Genomic DNA, 18,979 nt, shown 5'->3' on the forward strand with positions numbered 1-18,979 from the left:
TTACGGGACGATGTTGACCAGCTTGGGCGCCCGGACGATCACCTTGCGGGGCGAGTTCGTCAGGTAAGGGGCGACCTTCTCCGAGGCCAGCGCCAGCTGGCGCAGCTCGTCCTCGGTGATGTCCGGCGAGACCTCCAGCCGGTCGCGCACCTTGCCCGCCACCTGCACCACGCAGGTGACCGACTCCTGCACCAGCAGCGCGGGCTCGGCCACCGGCCACCCGGCGAAGGCGACGGCGCCGGTGCGGCCCAGCCGCTCCCAGCCCTCCTCGGAGGTGTACGGGGCCACCAGCGACAGCATGATCGCCAGCGTCTCCGCGGCCTCGCGCACCGCGGGGTCGCCCGCGCCGGGGCCGGAGTCGATGGCCTTGCGCGTGGCCGAGGTCAGCTCCATCATGCGGGCCACCGCGACGTTGAAGCGGTAGGACTCGACCAGCTTGGTGACCTCGTCGATCGTGCGGTGGGTGACCTTGCGCAGCTCCACGTCGCCGCCCTCGAACGCCACGCCGGGCGCGCTGTCCACCTCGGACATGACGCGCAGCGCGCGGGCCAGGAACTTCAGCGACGCCGCCGGCGAGAGGTCGGCCCAGTCGATGTCGTCCTCGGGCGGCCCGGCGAAGACCATGGTCAGGCGCACGGCGTCGACGCCGAAGTCGTCGATCTGCTGCCCCAGATCGACGCCGTTGCCCAGGGACTTCGACATGGCCTTGCCGCCGTTGATCACCTGGCCCTGGTTCAGCATGCGCCGGAACGGCTCGGTGAAGTCGACCATGCCCATGTCGTGCAGGACCTTGGTGAAGAACCGCGAGTAGAGCAGGTGCAGCACCGCGTGCTCGATGCCGCCGACGTACTGGTCGATCGGGCCCCACTTGCGCACCCGCTCGACGTCGAACGGGCCGTCGGTGTAGCCGGGCGAGCAGTAACGCAGGTAGTACCACGACGAGTCGACGAACGTGTCCATCGTGTCGGTGTCGCGCTTGGCCGCGCCGCCGCACTTGGGGCACTCGACGTTGACCCACTCGGTGGCGCTGGCCAGCGGGGAGACGCCCTTGGGGGCCAGTGCCTCGCCGCGCATGTCGGGCAGCGTGACCGGCAGCTGCTCGTCGGGGACGGGCACCTCGCCGCAGTCGCCGCAGTGGATGATCGGGATCGGGGTGCCCCAGAACCGCTGGCGGGACAGCAGCCAGTCGCGCAGCCGGTAGTTGACCGCGCCCGTGCCCCTGCCCTCGCGCTCCAGGATCTCAATGATCTTGGAGATGGCCTCGACCTTGGTCAGGCCGTCGAGCGGCCCGGAGTTGACCAGCGTGCCCTCGCCCGGCGTGGCCTCGCCGGTCTCGCCCGGGTCGGCCAGGCCGGTGTGCACGACGACCTTCACCGGCAGCTCGAACTTCACCGCGAAGTCCAGGTCGCGCTGGTCGTGGGCGGGCACGGCCATGATGGCGCCGTGGCCGTAATCGGACAGCACGTAGTCGGCCGCCCAGACCGGGATGCGCTCGCCGTTGACCGGGTTGACCGCGTAGCGGCCCAGGAAGACGCCGGTCTTCTCCTTGTCGGTGGACAGCCGCTCGATGTCGCTCAGCTTGGCGACCTCGGCGCGGTAGGCCTCGAACTCGGCGCGGTGCTCGTCGGTGACGATCTCGTCGGCCAGCTTGGCGTCCACGGCGACCACGAAGAAGGTGGCGCCGAACAGCGTGTCGGGCCGCGTGGTGTAGACGTGGACCGGCTCCTCGCGGCCCTCGATCTCGAACAGCACGTCGGCGCCCTCGGAGCGGCCGATCCAGTTGCGCTGCATGGTCAGCAGCCGCTCGGACCAGCCCTCCTGCAGCTGGTCCATGTCGTCCAGCAGGCGCTGCGCGTAGTCAGTGATCTTGAAGTACCACTGCGTCAGCTCGCGGCGGACGACGTCGGCGCCGCAGCGCTCGCACTTGCCGGCCACGACCTGCTCGTTGGCCAGCACGGTCTGGTCGTTGGGGCACCAGTTGACCAGGCCGCCCTTGCGGTAGGCCAGGCCGCGCTCGAAGAACCGGTTGAACAGCCACTGGTTCCAGCGGTAGTAGTCGGGGTCGCTGGTGTGCAGACGGCGCGACCAGTCGAAGGACAGCGCGTAGCGCTTGAACGAGGTGACCTGCGTCTCGATGTTGGCGTAGGTCCACTCGGCCGGGTGGGCGTTCCGCTTGATCGCGGCGTTCTCCGCCGGCAGGCCGAAGGAGTCCCACCCGATCGGGTGCATGACGTTGTAACCCTGCTGGTACCAGTAACGAGCGACCACGTCGCCCAGCCCGAAGGCCTCGGCGTGCCCCATGTGCAGGTCGCCGGACGGGTAGGGGAACATGTCGAGCATGTAGCGGCGCTCGCGCGGGTCAGCCGGGTCTTCGCTCGCCCGGTAGGGTTCCTGCTCCTCCCACCGCTGCTGCCACTTGGCCTGCAGCGCCTGCGGATCGTACTCACTCACGGCTACTGTCCTTCTGGCTTGATTCGGACCCCATAAGAAAACCCCCCGTGCACACAACGAGGGGTAGCCGCGACGGCGAGAATCTTCAGGGCCGTCGCGGCCCGCTAAGAAGCAGGGTCGCGGAACGCATGTGTCAAGCCTAGCGCACGTCTTCGGCTGAATGCAGATACTCGATCGAGGTCCGCAGGCACAATGGACCCTTCAGGTCCAGCGAGACCTGATGGTGATGTATCCGTTGTGACCTCATTCGTCCCCTATGAATACCCTTGTCACCGTGGTGTACCCAGCTGAGCCCGAGCGACCGGAGGCAGGCCTGCCCATGCAGGACCCGCCGACGGATCCGCACGGCTTCGCTCGTTTCGCTGCGGAACCACCTGTATCTCCTGGAAAATCCCATGAGATCATGCCTGGTACGTCGAATCCGGATATAACGGGCTATCCGGACAGATACTCGGGAGGGCCGGCAGCAATGGCAACGGAGAATTCCGGACCACACCTGCCACCGTCCTGGCCAGACGCACCGCGCCGCGACGCGCCCGGCTCCCCCGCAACGGAGGTCCCCATGTCCTGGCCCGAGGCCCCGAGGTCCGCTCAGCAGGACCCGGCGTGGCCCGAGCCGCCGCGCACGGACGACTCCTGGCCGGAGCCACCCCGCAGGTCCCGCCCCGAGCCCGCCCGTTCCGAGGCCGGGGGCCCGCAGTCGTGGCCGGACCTGCCGCCCCAGGGCGCCACCGGACCCTCCTGGCCGGCCCCGCCGGCCCGCGACGCCACCGGCCCCTCCTGGCCCGAGCCCTCCCCGCAGGGCGCCTCCGGCCCTTCCTCCTGGCCGGACGTGCCGCCCCCGAGCGCGGCGGGCCCGTCCTCCTGGCCCGACTCGTCGCCGCAGAGCGCCGGACCGTCCTCCTGGCCGGAGGCGTCGCCGCAGAGCGCGCCGACCGCCTGGCCCGACTCTCCGCCGCAGAACGGCCCCTCCTCGTGGCAGGACTCCCCGCCACAGAACGGGCCTTCCTCCTGGTCCGACTCCCCGCCGCAGAACGGCCCGGCCTCGTGGCCGGATGCCGCGCCGCAGGGCGGGCGGTCCTCCCGGCCCGACCTTCCGCTCCCCAGCGGACCGTCGCCGCTCCCCGGCGGGCCGTCCTCATGGCCGGACGGGCCTCAGCAGGGCAGCGCCGGGCCGGCCTCCTGGTCCGAGGCGCCGGCACGGGGCGGCTCGGAGTTCCCCCCGCGAGGCGGGGAGCGCCCGGTGCCGGACCCGATCCCCGCGTGGGAGCAGCCGCCGGACCCGATCCCGGCGTGGGAACAGCCGCCCCCGGCCGCCGGCTCCTGGTCGAACCTCTCCTCCCCCGCCCCCTGGCCCCCCGCCGAGCGGGACAACGCCGGCTCCCCGGAGCAGGCGACGGCCATGTACCAGGTCGACGACCTTCCGCAGGGCGCGCACGCGCCGCCCCGGCAGGCACACCCTTCCGAAGAGCGGACGATGACGTACGGCCAGCACACGGAGAACCTGCTCAACGACCGCGCCACCCCCTCCCCCACCATGGACTCATCGAACATCAGCGCCACGCCCCCCGCCGAGGACACCGGCGCCCCGCGCCCCGGCTCGAACCTGAACCGCGACCCCTCGGACCCCGACCGCCCGTTCGTGACCGCAGGCCAGATCAGCGGCTCCCGCACACCGCCGCCGGAGCGCCAGCAGGAGCTCTGGAACACCGTCTTCGGCGACGACTACCAGGCCATGGGCGACGAGGACTCCCTGGAGGAGGAGAGCCAGGGCAGGCCCATCTGGATCTACGCGCTCGGCGGCTCCGTGGCGATCGCGCTGGTCGCGGCGCTGCTGTGGGCGTTCCTCGCCGGCCCGCTGGCCGGTGACGACCCGGCGGCCTCCAACACCGTGGCCGAGAAGCCCACGACCTCGCAGAAGCCGAGCTCCACGAGGTCCTCGACCACGATCGGCGCGCTGCCGAAGTACCCGGGCAAGGCTGCCCCGATCCTCGGCAGAGTGCCCGACGCCGCCGCCGGGATCTCGCTCCCGCGCCTGGGCGGCACGTGGCGGCTGGACACGCGCACCACCGTCAAGGCCACGTACAACTACGACACCCGCCAGTTCGTCCCGATCACGCAGGACACGAGCGCCCAGCTCATGTCGGGCCCGCTGCCGCAGAAGCTGGCCTCGTACTACGAGAAGGACAACCTGGAGCCGGTCATCAAGCAGGTGGTGCTGGACGCGCGCAAGCGCTTCTTCCCCACCGGCAACAAGGTCCGCAAGATCGCCCAGCAGCCGATCAAGGTGGGCGACAACACGGGACGGCTGATCGCGTACTCGCTGACGTCGGAGACCGAGAAGGCCACGATCGTGACGATGGCCGTCAACACCGGGGGCAACGTCCCGGCCATCGTCTACATGTCGATCCCGGCGGACAGCAAGCAGCTCCTGCCCGACATCCGCACGGTCATGAACCAGCTGAGGATCGGCGCCCAGGGCTGATCAGAAGTCGCACTCCATGTGCTTGATCCCGTTGATGAACATGGAGTGCAGCCGGTCGGGCCGGCCGCCCTCGATGCGCGGCACGCGGCGCAGCAGCTCGCGGAACATCACCGTGATCTCCCGCCGGGCCAGGTGCGCACCCAGGCAGAAGTGGGGCCCGGGCCCGCCGAAGCCGACGTGCGGGTTGGGCTGCCGGGTGATGTCGAAGCGGTGCGGGTCGGCGAACACGCTCTCGTCCCTGTTCGCCGACCAGTAGAACAGGACCGCCTTCTCGCCCTTGCGGTACAGGTGCCCGTTCATCTCGTGGTCCCTGGTGACCTTGCGGCGCATGAAGTTCACCGGGGAGGCCAGCCGGACGATCTCCTCCACGGCGCCGGGCGCGTGCCCGTCGATGTCCTCCAGCCAGAGCGCGCGCTGGTCGGGGTTGTTGGTGAGCAGGCGCAGCCCGTACGAGATGGCGTTCCTGGTGGTCTCGTTGCCCGCCACCACCAGCAGGATGAAGAACGACCCCAGCTCCTGCATCGTCAGCCGCTCGCCGTCGATGTTGGCGTTGACCAGGGACGACGTCAGGTCCTCCGTGGGGTTCTCGGCGCGGTGGGCGGCGAGGTCCTGCACGAGCTGCTGGAGCTCCATGCCGGCGGTGAGCAGGCGCTCGGCGAGCTGGGTGAGGTCGGCGCCGCCGTACTCGGGGTCGAAGCCGCCGAGGATGACGTTCGAGTGCTCGAAGACGAACCGGTAGTCCCGCTCGGGGATGCCCATCATGTCGCAGATGATCTTCAGCGGGAGGCGCGCGGCGACCTCGGTGACGAAGTCGCCGCCCGGCCCCTTCGCCAGCAGGTCGTCCACGATGCCGGCGGCCGCCGCCTCCACGTCCGCCTCGAACTGCTTGATCATCTTGGGCGTGAACGCGCGCGAGACGATCCTGCGCAGCCTCGCGTGGCGCGGGTCGTCCATGTTGATCATCGAGCCGAAGTACTCGGCGAACTCGGCGGGCATGTCGGGGATGTTCGTCGCGCCGCCGTCGCCCGAGCAGAAGACCTCGGGGTTGCGGCTGGCCTCGAGGATGTCGGCATGCTTGACGAGGGCGTGGTAGCCGGGGCCCCTGGGCGCGAAGTCGATCTCCATCTCCTGGAAGAAGGCGGGGGTCCGCAGCGCGCGCAGCCGCTCGAACGCCTCCTCGCGCTCGCTCATGGGCCTGGCCCAGAAGTCGCGATCAGACAGATCGAAGTCAAGGACGCTCATAAGGCCATCTTTTGTGAAAGCAACCACTTACGTCAATGTGCTCATGGCCCCGGAAAACCAGTGGCTCCCGGTGGCGGGCGGGCTCTAGGGTGGCGCGCATGACGTTCTTCTTCTTCCACCTCCGGTAGCGATCCGCCGGCGGGTCGCGGACGACCCCACCGCCGGCGATGCGGGACGGCTGAGCGAGCGCCGTCCCGGGTCGCGACGTGGGAGAAGGACACGTGCATACCTTTGCCGTGGCCAGGGCGGTGCATGGCATCGAGCCCCTGGTGGCCACGGAGATTCGACGTTCCCGGCTGGGTGTGGTGCACGGGGTGCGCCATCGCGAGGTGTGGTTCGAGGCCGCGCCGGGAGCCGACCTGACGGGCCTGCGGACCGCGGACGACGTGCTGCTGGCCGCCGCCGTGGTGGACGGGATCGGCCACGGCCGCTCCGCACTGCGCCGGCTGGCCCTCGCGGCCCGCTCCGTGAGCCTGGGAGGGCTGACGGGCAGCGGGGTGGAGGTGTCGGCGTCGTTCGTCGGGCGGCGCAACTACACCCGGTTCGAGATCGAGGACGCGGTCGGGGCCGAGCTGGCGCGGCCGCTGCGGCTGCCGTACCACTCCAGGAGGGACGGGGGGCGGCCGCCGCGGGACGCGATGTCGTGGCGGGTCACGATCGAGGGCGACCGGGCGCTCATCGCGCTGCGGCTGGCGGACCGGCCGCTGCACCGGCGGGCGTACAAGACGGACTCGATCCGGGGCACGCTGCACCCGCCGGTGGCCGCCGCCATGGCGGCGATGGCCCGCCTCGGGGGCGCGGGGACGGTGCTCGACCCGTGCTGCGGCGCGGGCACGACGCTCATCGAGGCCCACGCGCTGGCCCCCAGGGCGCGTCTCCTGGGCTTCGACCACGACCCGGCCGCACTCCGCGCCGCCACCGCCAACGCACGGGCCGGGGGCGCAGCAAGCGCCGGGGTCGGGGGCGGGGCGGCGTTCGGGTGGGGGGTGGCGGACGGCGGGCGGATCCCGCTGGCCGACGGGAGCGTGGACCGGGTGCTGGTGAACCCGCCCTGGGGGCGTCAGGTGCCGCCCCGCGGGCTGCTCGCGCGGGACCTCGGCCCGCTCTGGCGGGAGGTCCGGCGGGTGCTGGCCTCCGACGGGCTCGCCGTGGCGCTGGTGCACGACGGGATCCCGCGCGGGTTCGCGCTGGAGGAGGCGGTCCGGGTCAGCCTCTCGGGGCAGCATCCGGAGATCGCGGTCCTCAGGAAGGAGGCGGGCCGCGTCAGGAGGTGAACCCCCGCGGGCGGACCTGGGTCATCTCGGCCGCGGACGGCGAGCCGAGCCAGTCCAGGATCAGCCGGTTGACCTCGGCCGGGCGCTCCAGGTGGAGGAAGTGCCCGGCGCCCGCCACCAGCTCGGCCCGCGACCCCGGGGGCAGGTGGCTCATCGCGTTCTTGGCCAGCTCGGCGCTCAGGCATCCGTCCTGGGCGCCGTGCAGGAACAGGACGGGGGCGGTGATCCCGCCCTCCAGGGCCGGGTAGCGGCCGGACGGAGGCGTGGTGCCGAGCATGGCCCGGTAGTAGCCGAGGGCCGCGCTCAGGTTGGCGGGCTCGCCGATGCTGCGCCGTACGAACTCCAGGTCCTCGCGCGCGTCGTAGCCGGGCGACCAGTCGCGCCAGAGGTTCTCGAGGAAGCCGGGGCTCGCGGCGGCCGCCTCGCCCACGGCCGTCTGGAAGAGGAAGACGTAGAACGACCGCTTGAGCTGCTCGTACTCCAGGAACCCGGCGCCGAGCGAGCCGGGCGGCGGCACCGCGAGCGTGACGGCGCGCCGGAAACGTCCTGCCAGGTGGTACACGGGGAAGGCGCCCCAGTCGTGCCCGATGACGACCGCGTCCTCGTCGCCCCCGAGCTCCTCGTGCAGCGCGCGGACGTCGGCGACCAGCGCGGCGTCCTCGTACGCGCCGTCGGCGGGCACCTCGGTGGGCGCGTATCCCCGCATGAACGGCGCGACCGCGCGGTAGCCGCGCTGGGCCAGCGCGGGCATCAGGTGCCGCCAGGTGTGCGCGGAGTCGGGGAAGCCGTGCAGGCACAGCGCCAGCGGCCCCTCACCCAACGACAGATACGCGAACTCCACCCCGTTGGCGTGGATAGTCCTGATCTCCATGACTGCGAAACCTAGCATTCGGCCCGCCTCGGAGGTACCACTACTCGAAGGGGCCTGTATCACAGAGGAGAACTCATGCGGCGGGGATGGGTGCTCGCGCTCGCGTCATTGACCATCGTGCTCGTCGTGGTGGACCTGACCGCCGTGACGATCGCGCTGCCCGACATCCGCTCCGGCCTGGGGGCGAGCCTGCCCGAGGTGCAGTGGGTGGTGGACGCGTACGCGCTCACGCTGGCCGCGGTCCTGTTACCCGCCGGGGTCCTGGCCGACCGCTACGGCAGGCGCCGGCTGCTGACGATCGGGGTCTCGGTCTTCACCCTGGCCTCGCTGGCCTGCGCCCTGGCCCCGACGGCGCCCCTGCTCGACCTGGCCAGGGGCGTGCAGGGCCTGGGCGCGTCGGCGCTGTACGGGACCACGACACCGTTGATCGCCTCCGTCTACCCCGAGGGGCCGGAGCGGGGCAAGGCGCTCGGGATCTTCAGCGCGGTCTCCGGCCTGGCCATGACGCTGGGCCCGGTCGTGGGCGGGGCGCTGACGGGGGCGTTCGGCTGGCGGGCGATCTTCCTGATCAACCTGCCGATCGGCGCGTTCGTGCTGGTGGCGCTGCGGCAGCGGGTGGCGGAGTCGCGCGGCAGGGGCCATCTCGACCCGGCGGGGATCGTGCTGGTCGCGGCGGCGCTGTTCGCGATCATCCCGGCGCTCATCCACGACCTCCCGTGGCTGCTGGTGGCGGGGCTGGTCCTGCTGGCGGCGTTCGTGGTCGTGGAGCGGCGCTCGGCCGAGCCGATGATCGACTTCGGGCTCTTCAGGAACGGGGTGTTCGCGGTCGGCACGGGAACGACGCTGCTCATGCTGGCCGCGCTGCTGGGCGCGTTCACGTACCTCACCCTGTACGTGCAGGGCGAGCTGCACACCAGCCCCGTCGAGGCGGGCACGCGTTTCCTGGCCTTCAGCGCGGCGGCCGTCATCGGGCCCGTCGCGATCGGCCGGGTGCTGCACCGGTGGCCGATGGGCGTGCTCATCGCCGCCGGCCCGGCGCTGATCGCGGTCGCGCTGCTGGTCATGAGCGTCCCCGCGGCCGACCCGTGGACGCCGATCATGTTCGGGCTGTTCCTCGGCGGCCTGGGCCTGGGCGCCGGGAACGTCGTCGCCAACCAGGTCGGCCTGACCGCGCCGATGGACCGGGTGGGCATGGCCACCGGCGTCGTGAACACGGTCAAGCAGGTCGGCACGGCCGTGGGCGTGGCCGTGCTGGCGGCGCCGTACCGGGCGGGGGTCACCTCGATGTTGCTGGTGGCGGCCGGGCTGGCGCTGGCCGGAGCGCTGCTGCCGGTGGCGCTGCTCCGGCGCGCAGGTCAGAAGGTGTAGCTCATGTGCTTGATGCCGTTGATGAAGTTGGACAGCAGGTGGTCGGGCTCGCCCACGGCCTTGATGTGCGGCACGCGGGTGAACAACTCGCGGAACATCACGGTCATCTCCCTGCGCGCCAGGTGCGCGCCCAGGCAGTAGTGCGGCCCGGGCCCGCCGAAGCCGACGTGCGGGTTGGGGTCGCGGGTGATGTCGAAGGTGTCCGGGTCGGCGAAGACGGCTTCGTCGCGGTTGGCGGAGTTGTAGAAGAGCAGCACCTTGTCGCCCTTCTTGTACCGCATGCCGTTCATCTCGTGGTCCCGCGTCAGCGTGCGGCGGAACTGGATCACCGGCGTGGCGTAGCGGATGATCTCGTCGCACGCGGTGACGATGTGGCCGTCGAAGTTGTTCAGCAGGATCGCGCGCTGGTGGGGATGCTCGGTGAAGAGCCTGAGGCCGTGCGCGATGGCGTTGCGGGTGGTCTCGCTGCCCGCCACCACGAGCAGGATGAAGAACGACCCGAGTTGCTGCGGGCTGAGCCGCTCCTCGCCGTTGACCAGCAGGCTGACCAGGTCGCCCGTGGGGCGCTTGCGCCGCTCGTCGCCGAGGCGGGCGGCCAGCCGGTTGAGGGAGTAGCCGGCGCGCAGCAGCTTGCCCAGACCCTTGGCGACGTTGCGGCGGGTGAGGTCGGTGCCGACGCCGGTGTACTCGGGGTCGGTGTTGCCCAGGATGACGTTGGTCTGCTGCAGCACCATGTCATGGAACTCGGCCGGGATCCCCATCATGTCGCAGATGACCCGTACGGGGAGCTTGGCGGCCACCTGCGCGACGAAGTCGCCCGGCCCCTGCTCGATCGCGTCGTCCACGATCTCGGCGGCGGCCCTGGCGAGGTCCTCCTCCATCTTCGCCAGGATGCGCGGCGTGAACGCCCTGGAGACGATCCGCCGTAACTGCGCGTGCTTCGGGTCGTCCATGTTGATCATGGAGCCGAAGTACACGCTCAGCCAGCGGGGCATGTCGGGGATGCTGTTGGAGCAGGGCTCGCTGCTGAACACGGCTGCGTTCCTGCTGGCCTCGGTCACGTCGGCGTGGCGCACCAGGGCGTAGAAGCCGGGGCCGCCGCCGATGAACGGCACGATCTGCTCCCGCATGAAGACCGGGCGGTCCATCTGTCTCAGCCTGCGAAAGGCCTCATTGCGCTCGGACTGCGGCAGGCCCCAGAACGGAATCTGCGACAGGTCCAGGTCGGCGGACAGTGTCATATCACACAAGCCTTCTGCAAGTGCCCACTTACGTCAAGAGGCACTTACCGGTGCTTCCCGATCAGATCGGCTGCCTTTTCGCCGATCATGATAGCCGGGGCATGGGTGTGGCCGCGGTTCAACGTCGGCATCACCGACGCGTCGACGACCCTGAGCCCTTCGACCCCGCGTACGCGCAGGGAGGGGTCGACCACGGAGGCGTCGTCCGTCCCCATGCGGCAGGTGCCGACCGGGTGGTAGAGCGTCTCGCCGCGCTCGCGCACCCACCGCGCTAGCTCCTCGTCGCTCTCCGGCGCCCAGTACGGCGCCATCGGCCCGCCCGCCCACGGCTTCATCGCGGTCGTGGCGAAGACCTGCTTGGCCGTCTTCAGCCCCGCGACCAGGCGTTTGACGTCGGCCTCCGCGCTCAGGTAGCCGGGGTCGATGACCACGTCCCGGCCGTTGAGCCCGACCCTGCCGCGGCTCTCCGGCTGCAGCAGCACGACGCCGACGGTGAGCCCGTGGCCGGTCGGCGGGGTGAGGCCGTGGTCGACGAACGGCCCGGGCGCGAAGATCAGCTCGATGTCGGGGGCGGGCTCCTCGGCCGAGGTCCTGATGAACGCGACCGCCTCGCCCACGTTCGTGGTGAGCATGCCGGAGCGCAGCACGATGTACCGCAGCAGGTTGCTGATCGACTCGGCCTTGGTCAGCGTCACCGGCTGCTTGCACTCGACGTACACGCCGCTCGAAAGGTGGTCCTGGAGGTTCTTGCCGACCTCGGGCAGCTCGTGCACGACCGTGACCCCGGCGTCGCGCAGCTCGTCGGGGGCGCCCACGCCGGAGCGCATCAGCAGGTACGGGGACCCGATCGCGCCCGCGGACAGGATGACCTCGCCCTTGGCCCTGACCTGGGCGCCGCCGCTGTGCTCGATGCCGATCGCGCGCCTGCCCTCGAACACCACCCGGTTCACGGTGGCCCCGGTGATCACGTGGAGGTTGGGCCGGCCCTTGGCCGGGCGCAGGTAGGCGTCGGCCGAGCTCCATCTGCGGCCCCGGTTCTGGGTGACGGGGGTGGGGCTGTAGCCCTCGTTGGAGGGGCCGTTCAGCTCCTTGAGCCGGGTGAGCCCGAGCTCCTCGCACGCCTTGAGGAAGGCGGCGGTGGTGACGTTGGGACTGCGCAGCTCGGAGATGTAGAGGGGCCCGGAGGTCCCGTAGACGCCGCCCTCGTTGCTGCCGACGCGGTGCTCGGCCCTGGTGAAGTACGGCAGGACCTCGCCGTACGACCAGCCGGGGACGCCCCACTGGTCGTAGTCGCGTTCGCAGCCGCGCACCCACATCTGGGCGTTGAGCGAGGACGAGCCGCCGATCACGCGGCCGCGGGGCCAGTAGAGCTCGCGGCCCGACATCTCGCCCTGTTTGGCCGTGGTGTAGTTCCAGTCGTAGTCGGTCTTGAACAGCTTGGCGAAGCCCGCGGGCATGCGGATCTCCAGTTTGTCGTCCTGGCCGCCCGCCTCGACCAGCGCGACCGTCACGCCGGGATCGGCCGAGAGCCTGTTGGCCAGCACGCACCCGGCGGATCCCGCCCCGACGATCACGTAGTCGTACTCCATGGCTCCTCCAAGTAACTTGTTACTTGCTTACTCCAGGCCGGGCGGCACGTCCATACGCAGTTGTGACCTCCGTTACCTACCGGTCGGTATGGCCTGCTGCGAGGATGGCGCCCAAGCCCCGGCTTTGAGGAGGAAGGCGTCATGCTCAACCTGTCGACCGTCCTGGAGGACAGCGCCAGGAACACCCCTGACGGCACCGCCATCGTCTTCGGCGACATGCGACTGCCGTACTCCATGATCGACACCATAGCCAACCAGGTCGCGAACCTCCTGGTCGCCCGCGGTGTCGGCAAGGGGGACAAGGTGGCGCTGGCGTGCCCCAACCTGCCGTATTTCCCGTTCGTCTACTTCGGCATCCTGAAGGCCGGCGCCACGGTGGTGCCGCTCAACGTGCTGCTGCAGTCGCGGGAGATCACCTACCATCTCGGCGACAGCGACGCCAAGGCCTTCTTCTGCTTCGAGGGCACCCCCGAGCTGCCACTGGGCGAGCGCGGCAAGGCGGGCTTCGAGGCCGCGGAGGGCTGCGAGCACTTCTTCGTGCTGCCCGCGACCCCGCTCGCGACCGAGTCCGAGTACGGCGAGTCGGTCTGGGCGGCGCTGGGCGGCATGGCGGGCGAGTTCGAGACCGTGCAGACGTCGCCGGACGACACCGCGGTGATCCTCTACACTTCGGGCACCACGGGCCAGCCCAAGGGCGCCGAGCTCAGCCACCAGAACATGCTGCTGAACGCCATGGTCAGCGACAAGATGTTCCCCCGCTCCGACGAGGGCGACACGTACCTGGCGGTCCTGCCGCTGTTCCACTCCTTCGGCCAGACCGTGGTCATGAACACCGGCTTCCTGCGCGGCGCCACCGTCGTGCTGCTGCCGCGCTTCGATCCGGGCGACGCGCTGGCGCTCATGGCCAAGGAGGGCGTCACCTTCTTCGCCGGGGTGCCGACGATGTACTGGGGCATGCTCACCAAGATCCACGCGGACGGCGTGGAGGTGCCCCGCTCCCTGCGCGTCGCCGTCGCGGGCGGCGCGTCCTCGCCGGTGGAGGTGCTCAAGGACTTCGAGCGCACCTTCGGCATCGGCATCCTGGAGGGGTACGGCCTGTCGGAGACGTCGCCGGTGGCCAGCTTCAACCAGCTCGGCCGTCCCACCAAGCCCGGCACCATCGGCACCCCGATCTGGGGCGTGGAGATGAAGCTGGTCGACGGCGACTGGAAGACCGTCGAAGGCGAGGGCCCCGGCGAGATCGCCATCCGCGGCCACAACATCATGAAGGGCTACTACGGCCGCCCGGAGGCGACGGCCGAGGTGATGAACGACGGCTGGTTCCGCACCGGTGACATCGCCACCCGTGACGCGGACGGCTACTATTCCATCATCGACCGGGCCAAGGACATGATCATCCGTGGCGGCTTCAACGTCTATCCGCGGGAGCTCGAAGAGGTCCTGATGACCCACGAGGCCGTGTCGCTGGCCGCCGTGGTGGGGGTCGCGCACGAGTCCCACGGCGAGGAGATCAAGGCGTACGTCATCCCCGCGCCGGGCTCTGCGATCACCGAGGACGAGCTGATCGCCTGGGCCAAGGACAACATGGCGGCCTACAAGTACCCCCGGATGGTCGAGTTCCGCGACTCCCTGCCGATGACGGCCACGGGCAAGATCCTCAAGCGCGAGCTGCGGTAACCGGTCGACTCCTTTCCCTCAGGCGCGGGCACTCTGCCCGCGCCTTTCTCTTTGTGGAGGTCTCGTGGCGGACGGGTACGTCGTCATCACCGGAGGGCCGGGCGCCGGGAAGAGCACCCTGGTCGAGCACCTCGCCTCGCTGGGGTTCCGGGTGCAGCCGGAGGCCGGGCGGGCGATCATCCGGGACCAGGTGGCGATCTCGGGGCCGGCGCTGCCGTGGCTGGACCCGGAGCTGTTCGCCGAGCTGATGCTGGCGTGGGACCTGCGGTCCTACCACGCCGCCTCGGGGACGGGGCCCGTGGTCTTCGATCGGGGGCTGGTCGACACGATCGGATATCTGCGCATGCTGGGACGTACGGTGCCGCGGCATCTGCACAACGCGGCGCGGACGTACCGCTACCACCGGCGCGTGTTCGCCGCGCCGCCGTGGCCGGAGATCTACGAGCACGACAGCGAGCGGAGGCAGAGCCTCGGGGAGGCCGAGCGGACGTACGACGCGGTCGTGCGGGCCTACGCCGACTACGGCTACTCGGTGGTCACGCTGCCCCGGGCGCCGGTCGAGGAGCGGGCCGCGTTCCTCATCCGCGAGGCCGGCTGGCCGGCACGTACGTGAACGACACCGCCTCCATCAGCGGCCGGCGCCGGGTGTTGTGGAAGGACGCGATGCGCCACCTGCCGTCGGCCTCGCGGACCAGCGTGTACGTCTGCACCTTGGCCAGCTTGGCGGGGCGCTTCTTGGCCACGTCTCCCCTGCCGGTGACCACGGCGGCGCCGGGACCGTAGAAGCGCACCTCCGTGATCTCGTTGAACATCTTCGTGCCCTTGAGCACCGTGTCGAAGAGGGCCTGGTGACCGGCGGCCAGGTCGTCGCGGCCGTGGTAGACGGTGCCGACGAAGGTCGTGTAGCTGGCGTCCTCCGTGAAGCATGCCCCGTACGCGATGCCGTCGCCGCGGTCCCAGGCGCCCTCCAGCTCGGTGAACAGGTTCTGGATCTCGCTGGTGATCATTTCCGCTCCCTCTGATATTATTTGCACTGGTTAAATCTCTGCTCTCATGCAGATATCAACTTAAGGAAGAGGAGTTGGGCTTGTCAACCGACCCGAGCGCCGTCTTCCGGCGCTACCTGAGCGCGATGGTGCTCAACAGCCTGGCCGCCGCCGAGGCCGCCGGGCTCAACGCCACCGACTACTACGCGCTCAACCTGCTCGACCTCACCGGCCCGCTCACCTCCGGCGAGCTGGCCGCCCAGACGGGGCTGACCACCGGCGCCACGACGCGGCTCATCGACCGGCTGGAGCAGGGCGGGTACGCACGCCGCGCGCCGGACCCCGCGGACCGGCGCAAGGTGATGGTCGAGTCGGTGGGCCGGCCGGAACGGCTCGACGAAGTGCTGGCGGGGACCAGGGCCCGGCTGGCCGAGCTGCTGCAGGGCTATCCGGAGGCGGAGCGGACCACGTTGTTCGACTACTTCGAGCGGGCCGCGACGGCGTACCGGTCGGCCACCGACGAGCTCATCGCGGCGCGGGACGCATGACCAGACGCCTGGCCCTCTTCGACCTGGACAACACGCTGATCGACCGGCTGGCCGCCTTCGAGCTGTGGGCCGCCGAGTTCGCCGCCGGGCGAGGGCTCGGCGAGGGGGCGGCGGCGTGGATGGTGGCGACCGACGCGGACGGGTCCCTGCCCATGGACGCGTTCTTCGGGCTGGTACGCGAGCACTTCAGGCTGGCCGAGCCGGCCGACGAGCTGTGGGCGGCGTACCGGGCCCGGCTGCCGCACCTGGTCCGCTGCCCCAGCGAGGTGCTCGACGGGCTCGACCGGCTTCGGGCGGCCGGATGGGCGGTGGGCATCGCGACGAACGGGATGGCCGACAACCAGACCGGCAAGATCGAGCGTACGGGGCTCGCGACCCGCGTGGACGGCTGGGCGATCTCCGGGGCGGAAGGCGTGCGGAAGCCCGACGTTCGGCTGTTCGAAATCGCGGCCAGGAGATGCGGCGCGTCGCTGGAATCGGGCGGCTGGGTCATCGGCGACGACCCCGAGAAGGACGTCGAGGGCGGCCGCCGGGCGGGGCTGCGGACGATCTGGATCGACCGGGGAGTCACCGGCGGGGTCGTGGCCGATCACACGGTGACCGACGCGCTCTCCGCCATCGAGCTGCTAATCCAGCTGAACTGAACCGCCCGGATCGATAGCGTGGCCGGATGCGAGACAGGCCGGATGCTTTCGACGAGGGGTTGCTGCTGCCCGCGCTCGGCGCGTGGGGCATCGGGGCGCGCACGCTGGACTACGCGCCGGTCGGCTTCGGCGACTACCACTGGGTCGCGGACGGGCGCTGGTTCATCACGGTCGCGGACGTGCGGCGGCGCGGCTTCGACGGGCTCGGGCTGGCCATGGACACGGCCGCCGCGCTGCGGGCCGAGGCGGGGCTCGACTTCGTGGTGGCGCCGCTGCGCACCGCCGACGGCGCGACGCTCCTGCGGCTCGACCGCCACCGGTGGGCGATGAGCGTCTTCCCCCACGCGAACGGTCTCGCCGGCGAGTTCGGCGAGGAGCAGCCGGCCGGAGACCGCGCCGCGATCATCGACCTGCTCGCCGCCCTCCATGCCACGCCGCCACCCCTGTCCACTCCCCCGCGCCCCCTGGAGCTCTCGGGCCGGGCCGTCCTGGAGCAGGCGCTCCAGGACACGCGCCTGCCCTGGCCGGGCGGCCCGTACGCGGAGCCCGCCAGGGAGGTGATCGCCGACCACGCCGGGGTGCTGCGCCGCAGGCTCGCGGAGTTCGACCGGACGGCGGCCGGCGCCGGCGAGCCCGTGGTGACGCACGGCGAGCCGCACCCGGGCAACCTGCTGCGTTCCGGCGAGCGGTGGCTGCTGGTCGACTGGGACACGGTTGGGCTGGCGGTGCCCGAACGCGACCTGTGGCTGGTCGCCAGGGACGCCGACGACCTGGCCCGCTACGCCGACGCCACCGGCCGCACGCCCGACCCGGCGGCGCTGGAGCTCTACCGGCTGCGGTGGGCCCTCGACGACGTGGCCGAGTTCGTGGAGTGGTTCCGCTCGCCGCACGGGCGCACGCCGGACGCCGAGGAGAGCTGGGACGCCCTGACGGGCACCCTCAAGACGCTGGCCTCCTAGGGTGACGGCCGGGCGATCCACCACGCACGACATCGAGATCCGCGACGACATCGTGATCAAGCGATACCGCTCGTGGGAGCGTGGCGAACACCGCCGCGAATGGGCCGCCCTCAACGTGCTCGCCGAGCACGCCCCCGGTCTCGCGCCCGCTCCCGTGCGCGCCGACCTCGACGGATCGCCGCCCACGGTGGTCATGAGCCGCCTGCCCGGCACCCCGCTCCGCGGCCTCCCCACCGGCCCCGAGCAGGTCCGCGCCCTCGCCACCGCCCTCACCCACCTCCACCACGCCATCTCCGGAGCAGACCCCCTCGACTCCACCTCCCGGCACTCCCCCGACCCCTCCCCCGGGCACCCGCTCGAACTCGCCACCGGGCACGTGCTCAAGCCTGCCGCCTGGCATCCGGCCGCGGCCGTCGCGCACGTGCGCGCCCTCGCCGCCGCCCACCCCGACCTGGGCGACTCCCCCGGCGCCCGTCGGGCCTTCACCCTCGGGACGGCCTGGCTGTCCGACCCGTCCCTCGACCGGCTGCCGGTCAACCCGTTCCCGCCCGTGCTCGGCATGGCCGACGGCAACCTCGCCAACTACCTCTGGGACTCTGACACCGCCCGCGTCCACATCATCGACTGGGAGGACTCCGGCCTCGCCGACCGTGCCTTCGAACTCGCCGAGGTCGCCGAGCACATCTCCCACGTCGACGGCGACCTGGACAGGGACCTCCTCCTGGCCCACCTCGGCCTGGCACCGGCGGAGGCGGCCCGCGTCCACGAATTCCGGCGGCTGCTCGCGCTCGGCTGGCTCCTCATGCTCGGCCCCGACGGCCCCGCCACCCGCCGCAATCCCCCCGGCACCCTCGACCGCCAGGCCGAACGCGTGCTCGCCCTCCTGGATTCGTGAATCTTACTCTTGCTTCAATGCATACTGTAGCCATATGGTCACCCTTAGCAATGACGTTCGCCAAAGGAGATCACGTGGGCAGGCACGCCAAGCCCCATAGTCCCAAGGACGAGCTACCAGAGCCCCAAGAGGACTCCACCGAGGACGAAATCCACACCAGTCGCGGAAAACACGCCAAGGACCGGCAGCCCTCACAGTAGACGCGCATCGCTCCCCACCAGGGGACGGCGCCCCGGGAGATCGATCGCCTGGCCGCGGCAGGCCTGGTGGGCACTCGGAAAGCAGGCAACATGCGGATGGCCAGCGCCGACACGAACGCGGTCGTGGCCCGCCCGCTGACCGAGTTGCTCACCTTGACCTACGGCCCGGTGGCCGTGCTCGGCGAGCAACTGTCCGGCATCGCCGGCATCGAGGAGGCCTGCATTCACGGCTCCTGGGCCGCACGCTACTCCGGCGAGCCGGGCAGGGTGCCGAACGACGTGGACGTCCTCGTCGTCGGCATCAGTGAGGTGAGAACAAGGACGTGCCGACGGCGGAACGAGGCCGAGTAGCCGCGGCCGGGCGCTCCGCGACTCACGGCGGACGATGTTCGCGCCGACATACCGATGGTCGAAGCGATCCTTGCGATTGCGGCAACGGTGCTCGACGAAATGCGACCCTTCTGACGGGCGGACGAGACCCTGATCGCCGCGGATCAGCAGCGTGGCCGCCTTGATGCCGTGCGGCCGCCCGCGAGGCCGAGCCGCCTG

Annotated in this window: 16 protein-coding genes; 10 read left to right on the forward strand and 6 right to left on the reverse strand. The window is 71.0% G+C overall.

Going from position 1 to position 18,979, the window contains the following annotated elements:
- Entirely contained in the window at positions 1 to 2,451 is a 2,451-nt protein-coding gene (leuS, locus tag AB0J87_RS17610; RefSeq protein ID WP_355204652.1) for a leucine--tRNA ligase, read from the reverse strand.
- A gap of 562 nt (positions 2,452 to 3,013) precedes the next feature.
- On the opposite strand from leuS, the gene AB0J87_RS17615 reads away from it, so the two are divergent.
- On the forward strand, positions 3,014 to 4,936 hold the full coding sequence (locus AB0J87_RS17615) for a hypothetical protein (RefSeq protein ID WP_363966307.1): 1,923 nt from the start codon (positions 3,014 to 3,016) through the stop codon (positions 4,934 to 4,936).
- Here the strand turns inward: AB0J87_RS17615 and AB0J87_RS17620 are convergent, their stop codons facing one another.
- Positions 4,937 to 6,178 carry a cytochrome P450 gene (locus AB0J87_RS17620; RefSeq protein WP_363966309.1) on the reverse strand — a complete coding sequence of 414 codons (1,242 nt, stop codon included), beginning with the start codon at positions 6,176 to 6,178 and terminating at the stop codon, positions 4,937 to 4,939.
- Between the two features lie 221 nt (positions 6,179 to 6,399).
- Between AB0J87_RS17620 and AB0J87_RS17625 the strand changes: the two genes are divergently transcribed.
- The gene (locus AB0J87_RS17625; protein WP_363966311.1) at positions 6,400 to 7,452 is read left to right on the forward strand and encodes a methyltransferase domain-containing protein; all 1,053 of its coding nucleotides are present in this window, start codon (positions 6,400 to 6,402) and stop codon (positions 7,450 to 7,452) included.
- Here the strand turns inward: AB0J87_RS17625 and AB0J87_RS17630 are convergent.
- Positions 7,442 to 8,323, reverse strand: a complete 882-nt coding sequence (locus AB0J87_RS17630; protein ID WP_363966313.1) for an alpha/beta hydrolase — start codon at positions 8,321 to 8,323, stop codon at positions 7,442 to 7,444. The genes AB0J87_RS17625 and AB0J87_RS17630 overlap by 11 nt on opposite strands.
- Positions 8,324 to 8,398: 75 nt before the next feature.
- Between AB0J87_RS17630 and AB0J87_RS17635 the strand changes: the two genes are divergently transcribed.
- Positions 8,399 to 9,691 carry an MFS transporter gene (locus AB0J87_RS17635; protein ID WP_363966315.1) on the forward strand — a complete coding sequence of 431 codons (1,293 nt, stop codon included), beginning with the start codon at positions 8,399 to 8,401 and terminating at the stop codon, positions 9,689 to 9,691.
- Here AB0J87_RS17635 and AB0J87_RS17640 read toward each other — a convergent pair.
- On the reverse strand, positions 9,679 to 10,932 hold the full coding sequence (locus AB0J87_RS17640) for a cytochrome P450 (RefSeq protein ID WP_363966317.1): 1,254 nt from the start codon (positions 10,930 to 10,932) through the stop codon (positions 9,679 to 9,681). The two genes, AB0J87_RS17635 and AB0J87_RS17640, sit on opposite strands and share 13 nt — an antisense overlap.
- Before the next feature lie 44 nt (positions 10,933 to 10,976).
- Positions 10,977 to 12,521, reverse strand: coding sequence for a GMC family oxidoreductase N-terminal domain-containing protein (locus AB0J87_RS17645; protein WP_363966319.1), 1,545 nt, complete (start codon positions 12,519 to 12,521; stop codon positions 10,977 to 10,979).
- Positions 12,522 to 12,662: 141 nt separating this feature from the next.
- Between AB0J87_RS17645 and AB0J87_RS17650 the strand changes: the two genes are divergently transcribed.
- Together AB0J87_RS17650 and AB0J87_RS17655 are read left to right on the forward strand one after the other, a co-directional pair.
- Complete coding sequence (locus AB0J87_RS17650) at positions 12,663 to 14,198, forward strand: long-chain fatty acid--CoA ligase (RefSeq protein WP_355204674.1); 1,536 nt, start codon at positions 12,663 to 12,665, stop codon at positions 14,196 to 14,198.
- A gap of 64 nt (positions 14,199 to 14,262) precedes the next feature.
- Positions 14,263 to 14,811 carry an AAA family ATPase gene (locus AB0J87_RS17655; protein ID WP_355204677.1) on the forward strand — a complete coding sequence of 183 codons (549 nt, stop codon included), beginning with the start codon at positions 14,263 to 14,265 and terminating at the stop codon, positions 14,809 to 14,811.
- On the opposite strand, the gene AB0J87_RS17660 is transcribed toward AB0J87_RS17655, so the two are convergent.
- Complete coding sequence (locus AB0J87_RS17660) at positions 14,777 to 15,205, reverse strand: SgcJ/EcaC family oxidoreductase (protein WP_363966322.1); 429 nt, start codon at positions 15,203 to 15,205, stop codon at positions 14,777 to 14,779. The two genes, AB0J87_RS17655 and AB0J87_RS17660, sit on opposite strands and share 35 nt — an antisense overlap.
- An 80-nt stretch (positions 15,206 to 15,285) precedes the next feature.
- Here AB0J87_RS17660 and AB0J87_RS17665 point away from each other — a divergent pair, with 80 nt between their 5' ends.
- From AB0J87_RS17665 to AB0J87_RS17685, 5 genes are all read left to right on the forward strand, one after another.
- Positions 15,286 to 15,732 (forward strand): MarR family transcriptional regulator, encoded by a 447-nt coding sequence (locus AB0J87_RS17665; RefSeq protein ID WP_363966324.1) that lies wholly within the window; start codon positions 15,286 to 15,288, stop codon positions 15,730 to 15,732.
- The gene (locus AB0J87_RS17670; protein WP_363966326.1) at positions 15,729 to 16,376 is read left to right on the forward strand and encodes an HAD family hydrolase; all 648 of its coding nucleotides are present in this window, start codon (positions 15,729 to 15,731) and stop codon (positions 16,374 to 16,376) included. Before AB0J87_RS17665 ends, AB0J87_RS17670 begins: the two co-directional genes overlap by 4 nt.
- 26 nt (positions 16,377 to 16,402) lie before the next feature.
- Entirely contained in the window at positions 16,403 to 17,335 is a 933-nt protein-coding gene (locus tag AB0J87_RS17675) for a phosphotransferase (RefSeq protein WP_363966328.1), read from the forward strand.
- A gap of 1 nt (position 17,336) precedes the next feature.
- The gene (locus AB0J87_RS17680) at positions 17,337 to 18,230 is read left to right on the forward strand and encodes an aminoglycoside phosphotransferase family protein (protein ID WP_363966330.1); all 894 of its coding nucleotides are present in this window, start codon (positions 17,337 to 17,339) and stop codon (positions 18,228 to 18,230) included.
- 290 nt (positions 18,231 to 18,520) lie between these two features.
- Positions 18,521 to 18,781, forward strand: a complete 261-nt coding sequence (locus tag AB0J87_RS17685) for a hypothetical protein (RefSeq protein ID WP_363966332.1) — start codon at positions 18,521 to 18,523, stop codon at positions 18,779 to 18,781.
- Positions 18,782 to 18,979: the final 198 nt, after the last annotated feature.

The organism is Nonomuraea sp. NPDC049625 (assembly GCF_040675285.1).
Taxonomy (GTDB): Bacteria; Actinomycetota; Actinomycetes; order Streptosporangiales; family Streptosporangiaceae; genus Nonomuraea; species Nonomuraea angiospora_A.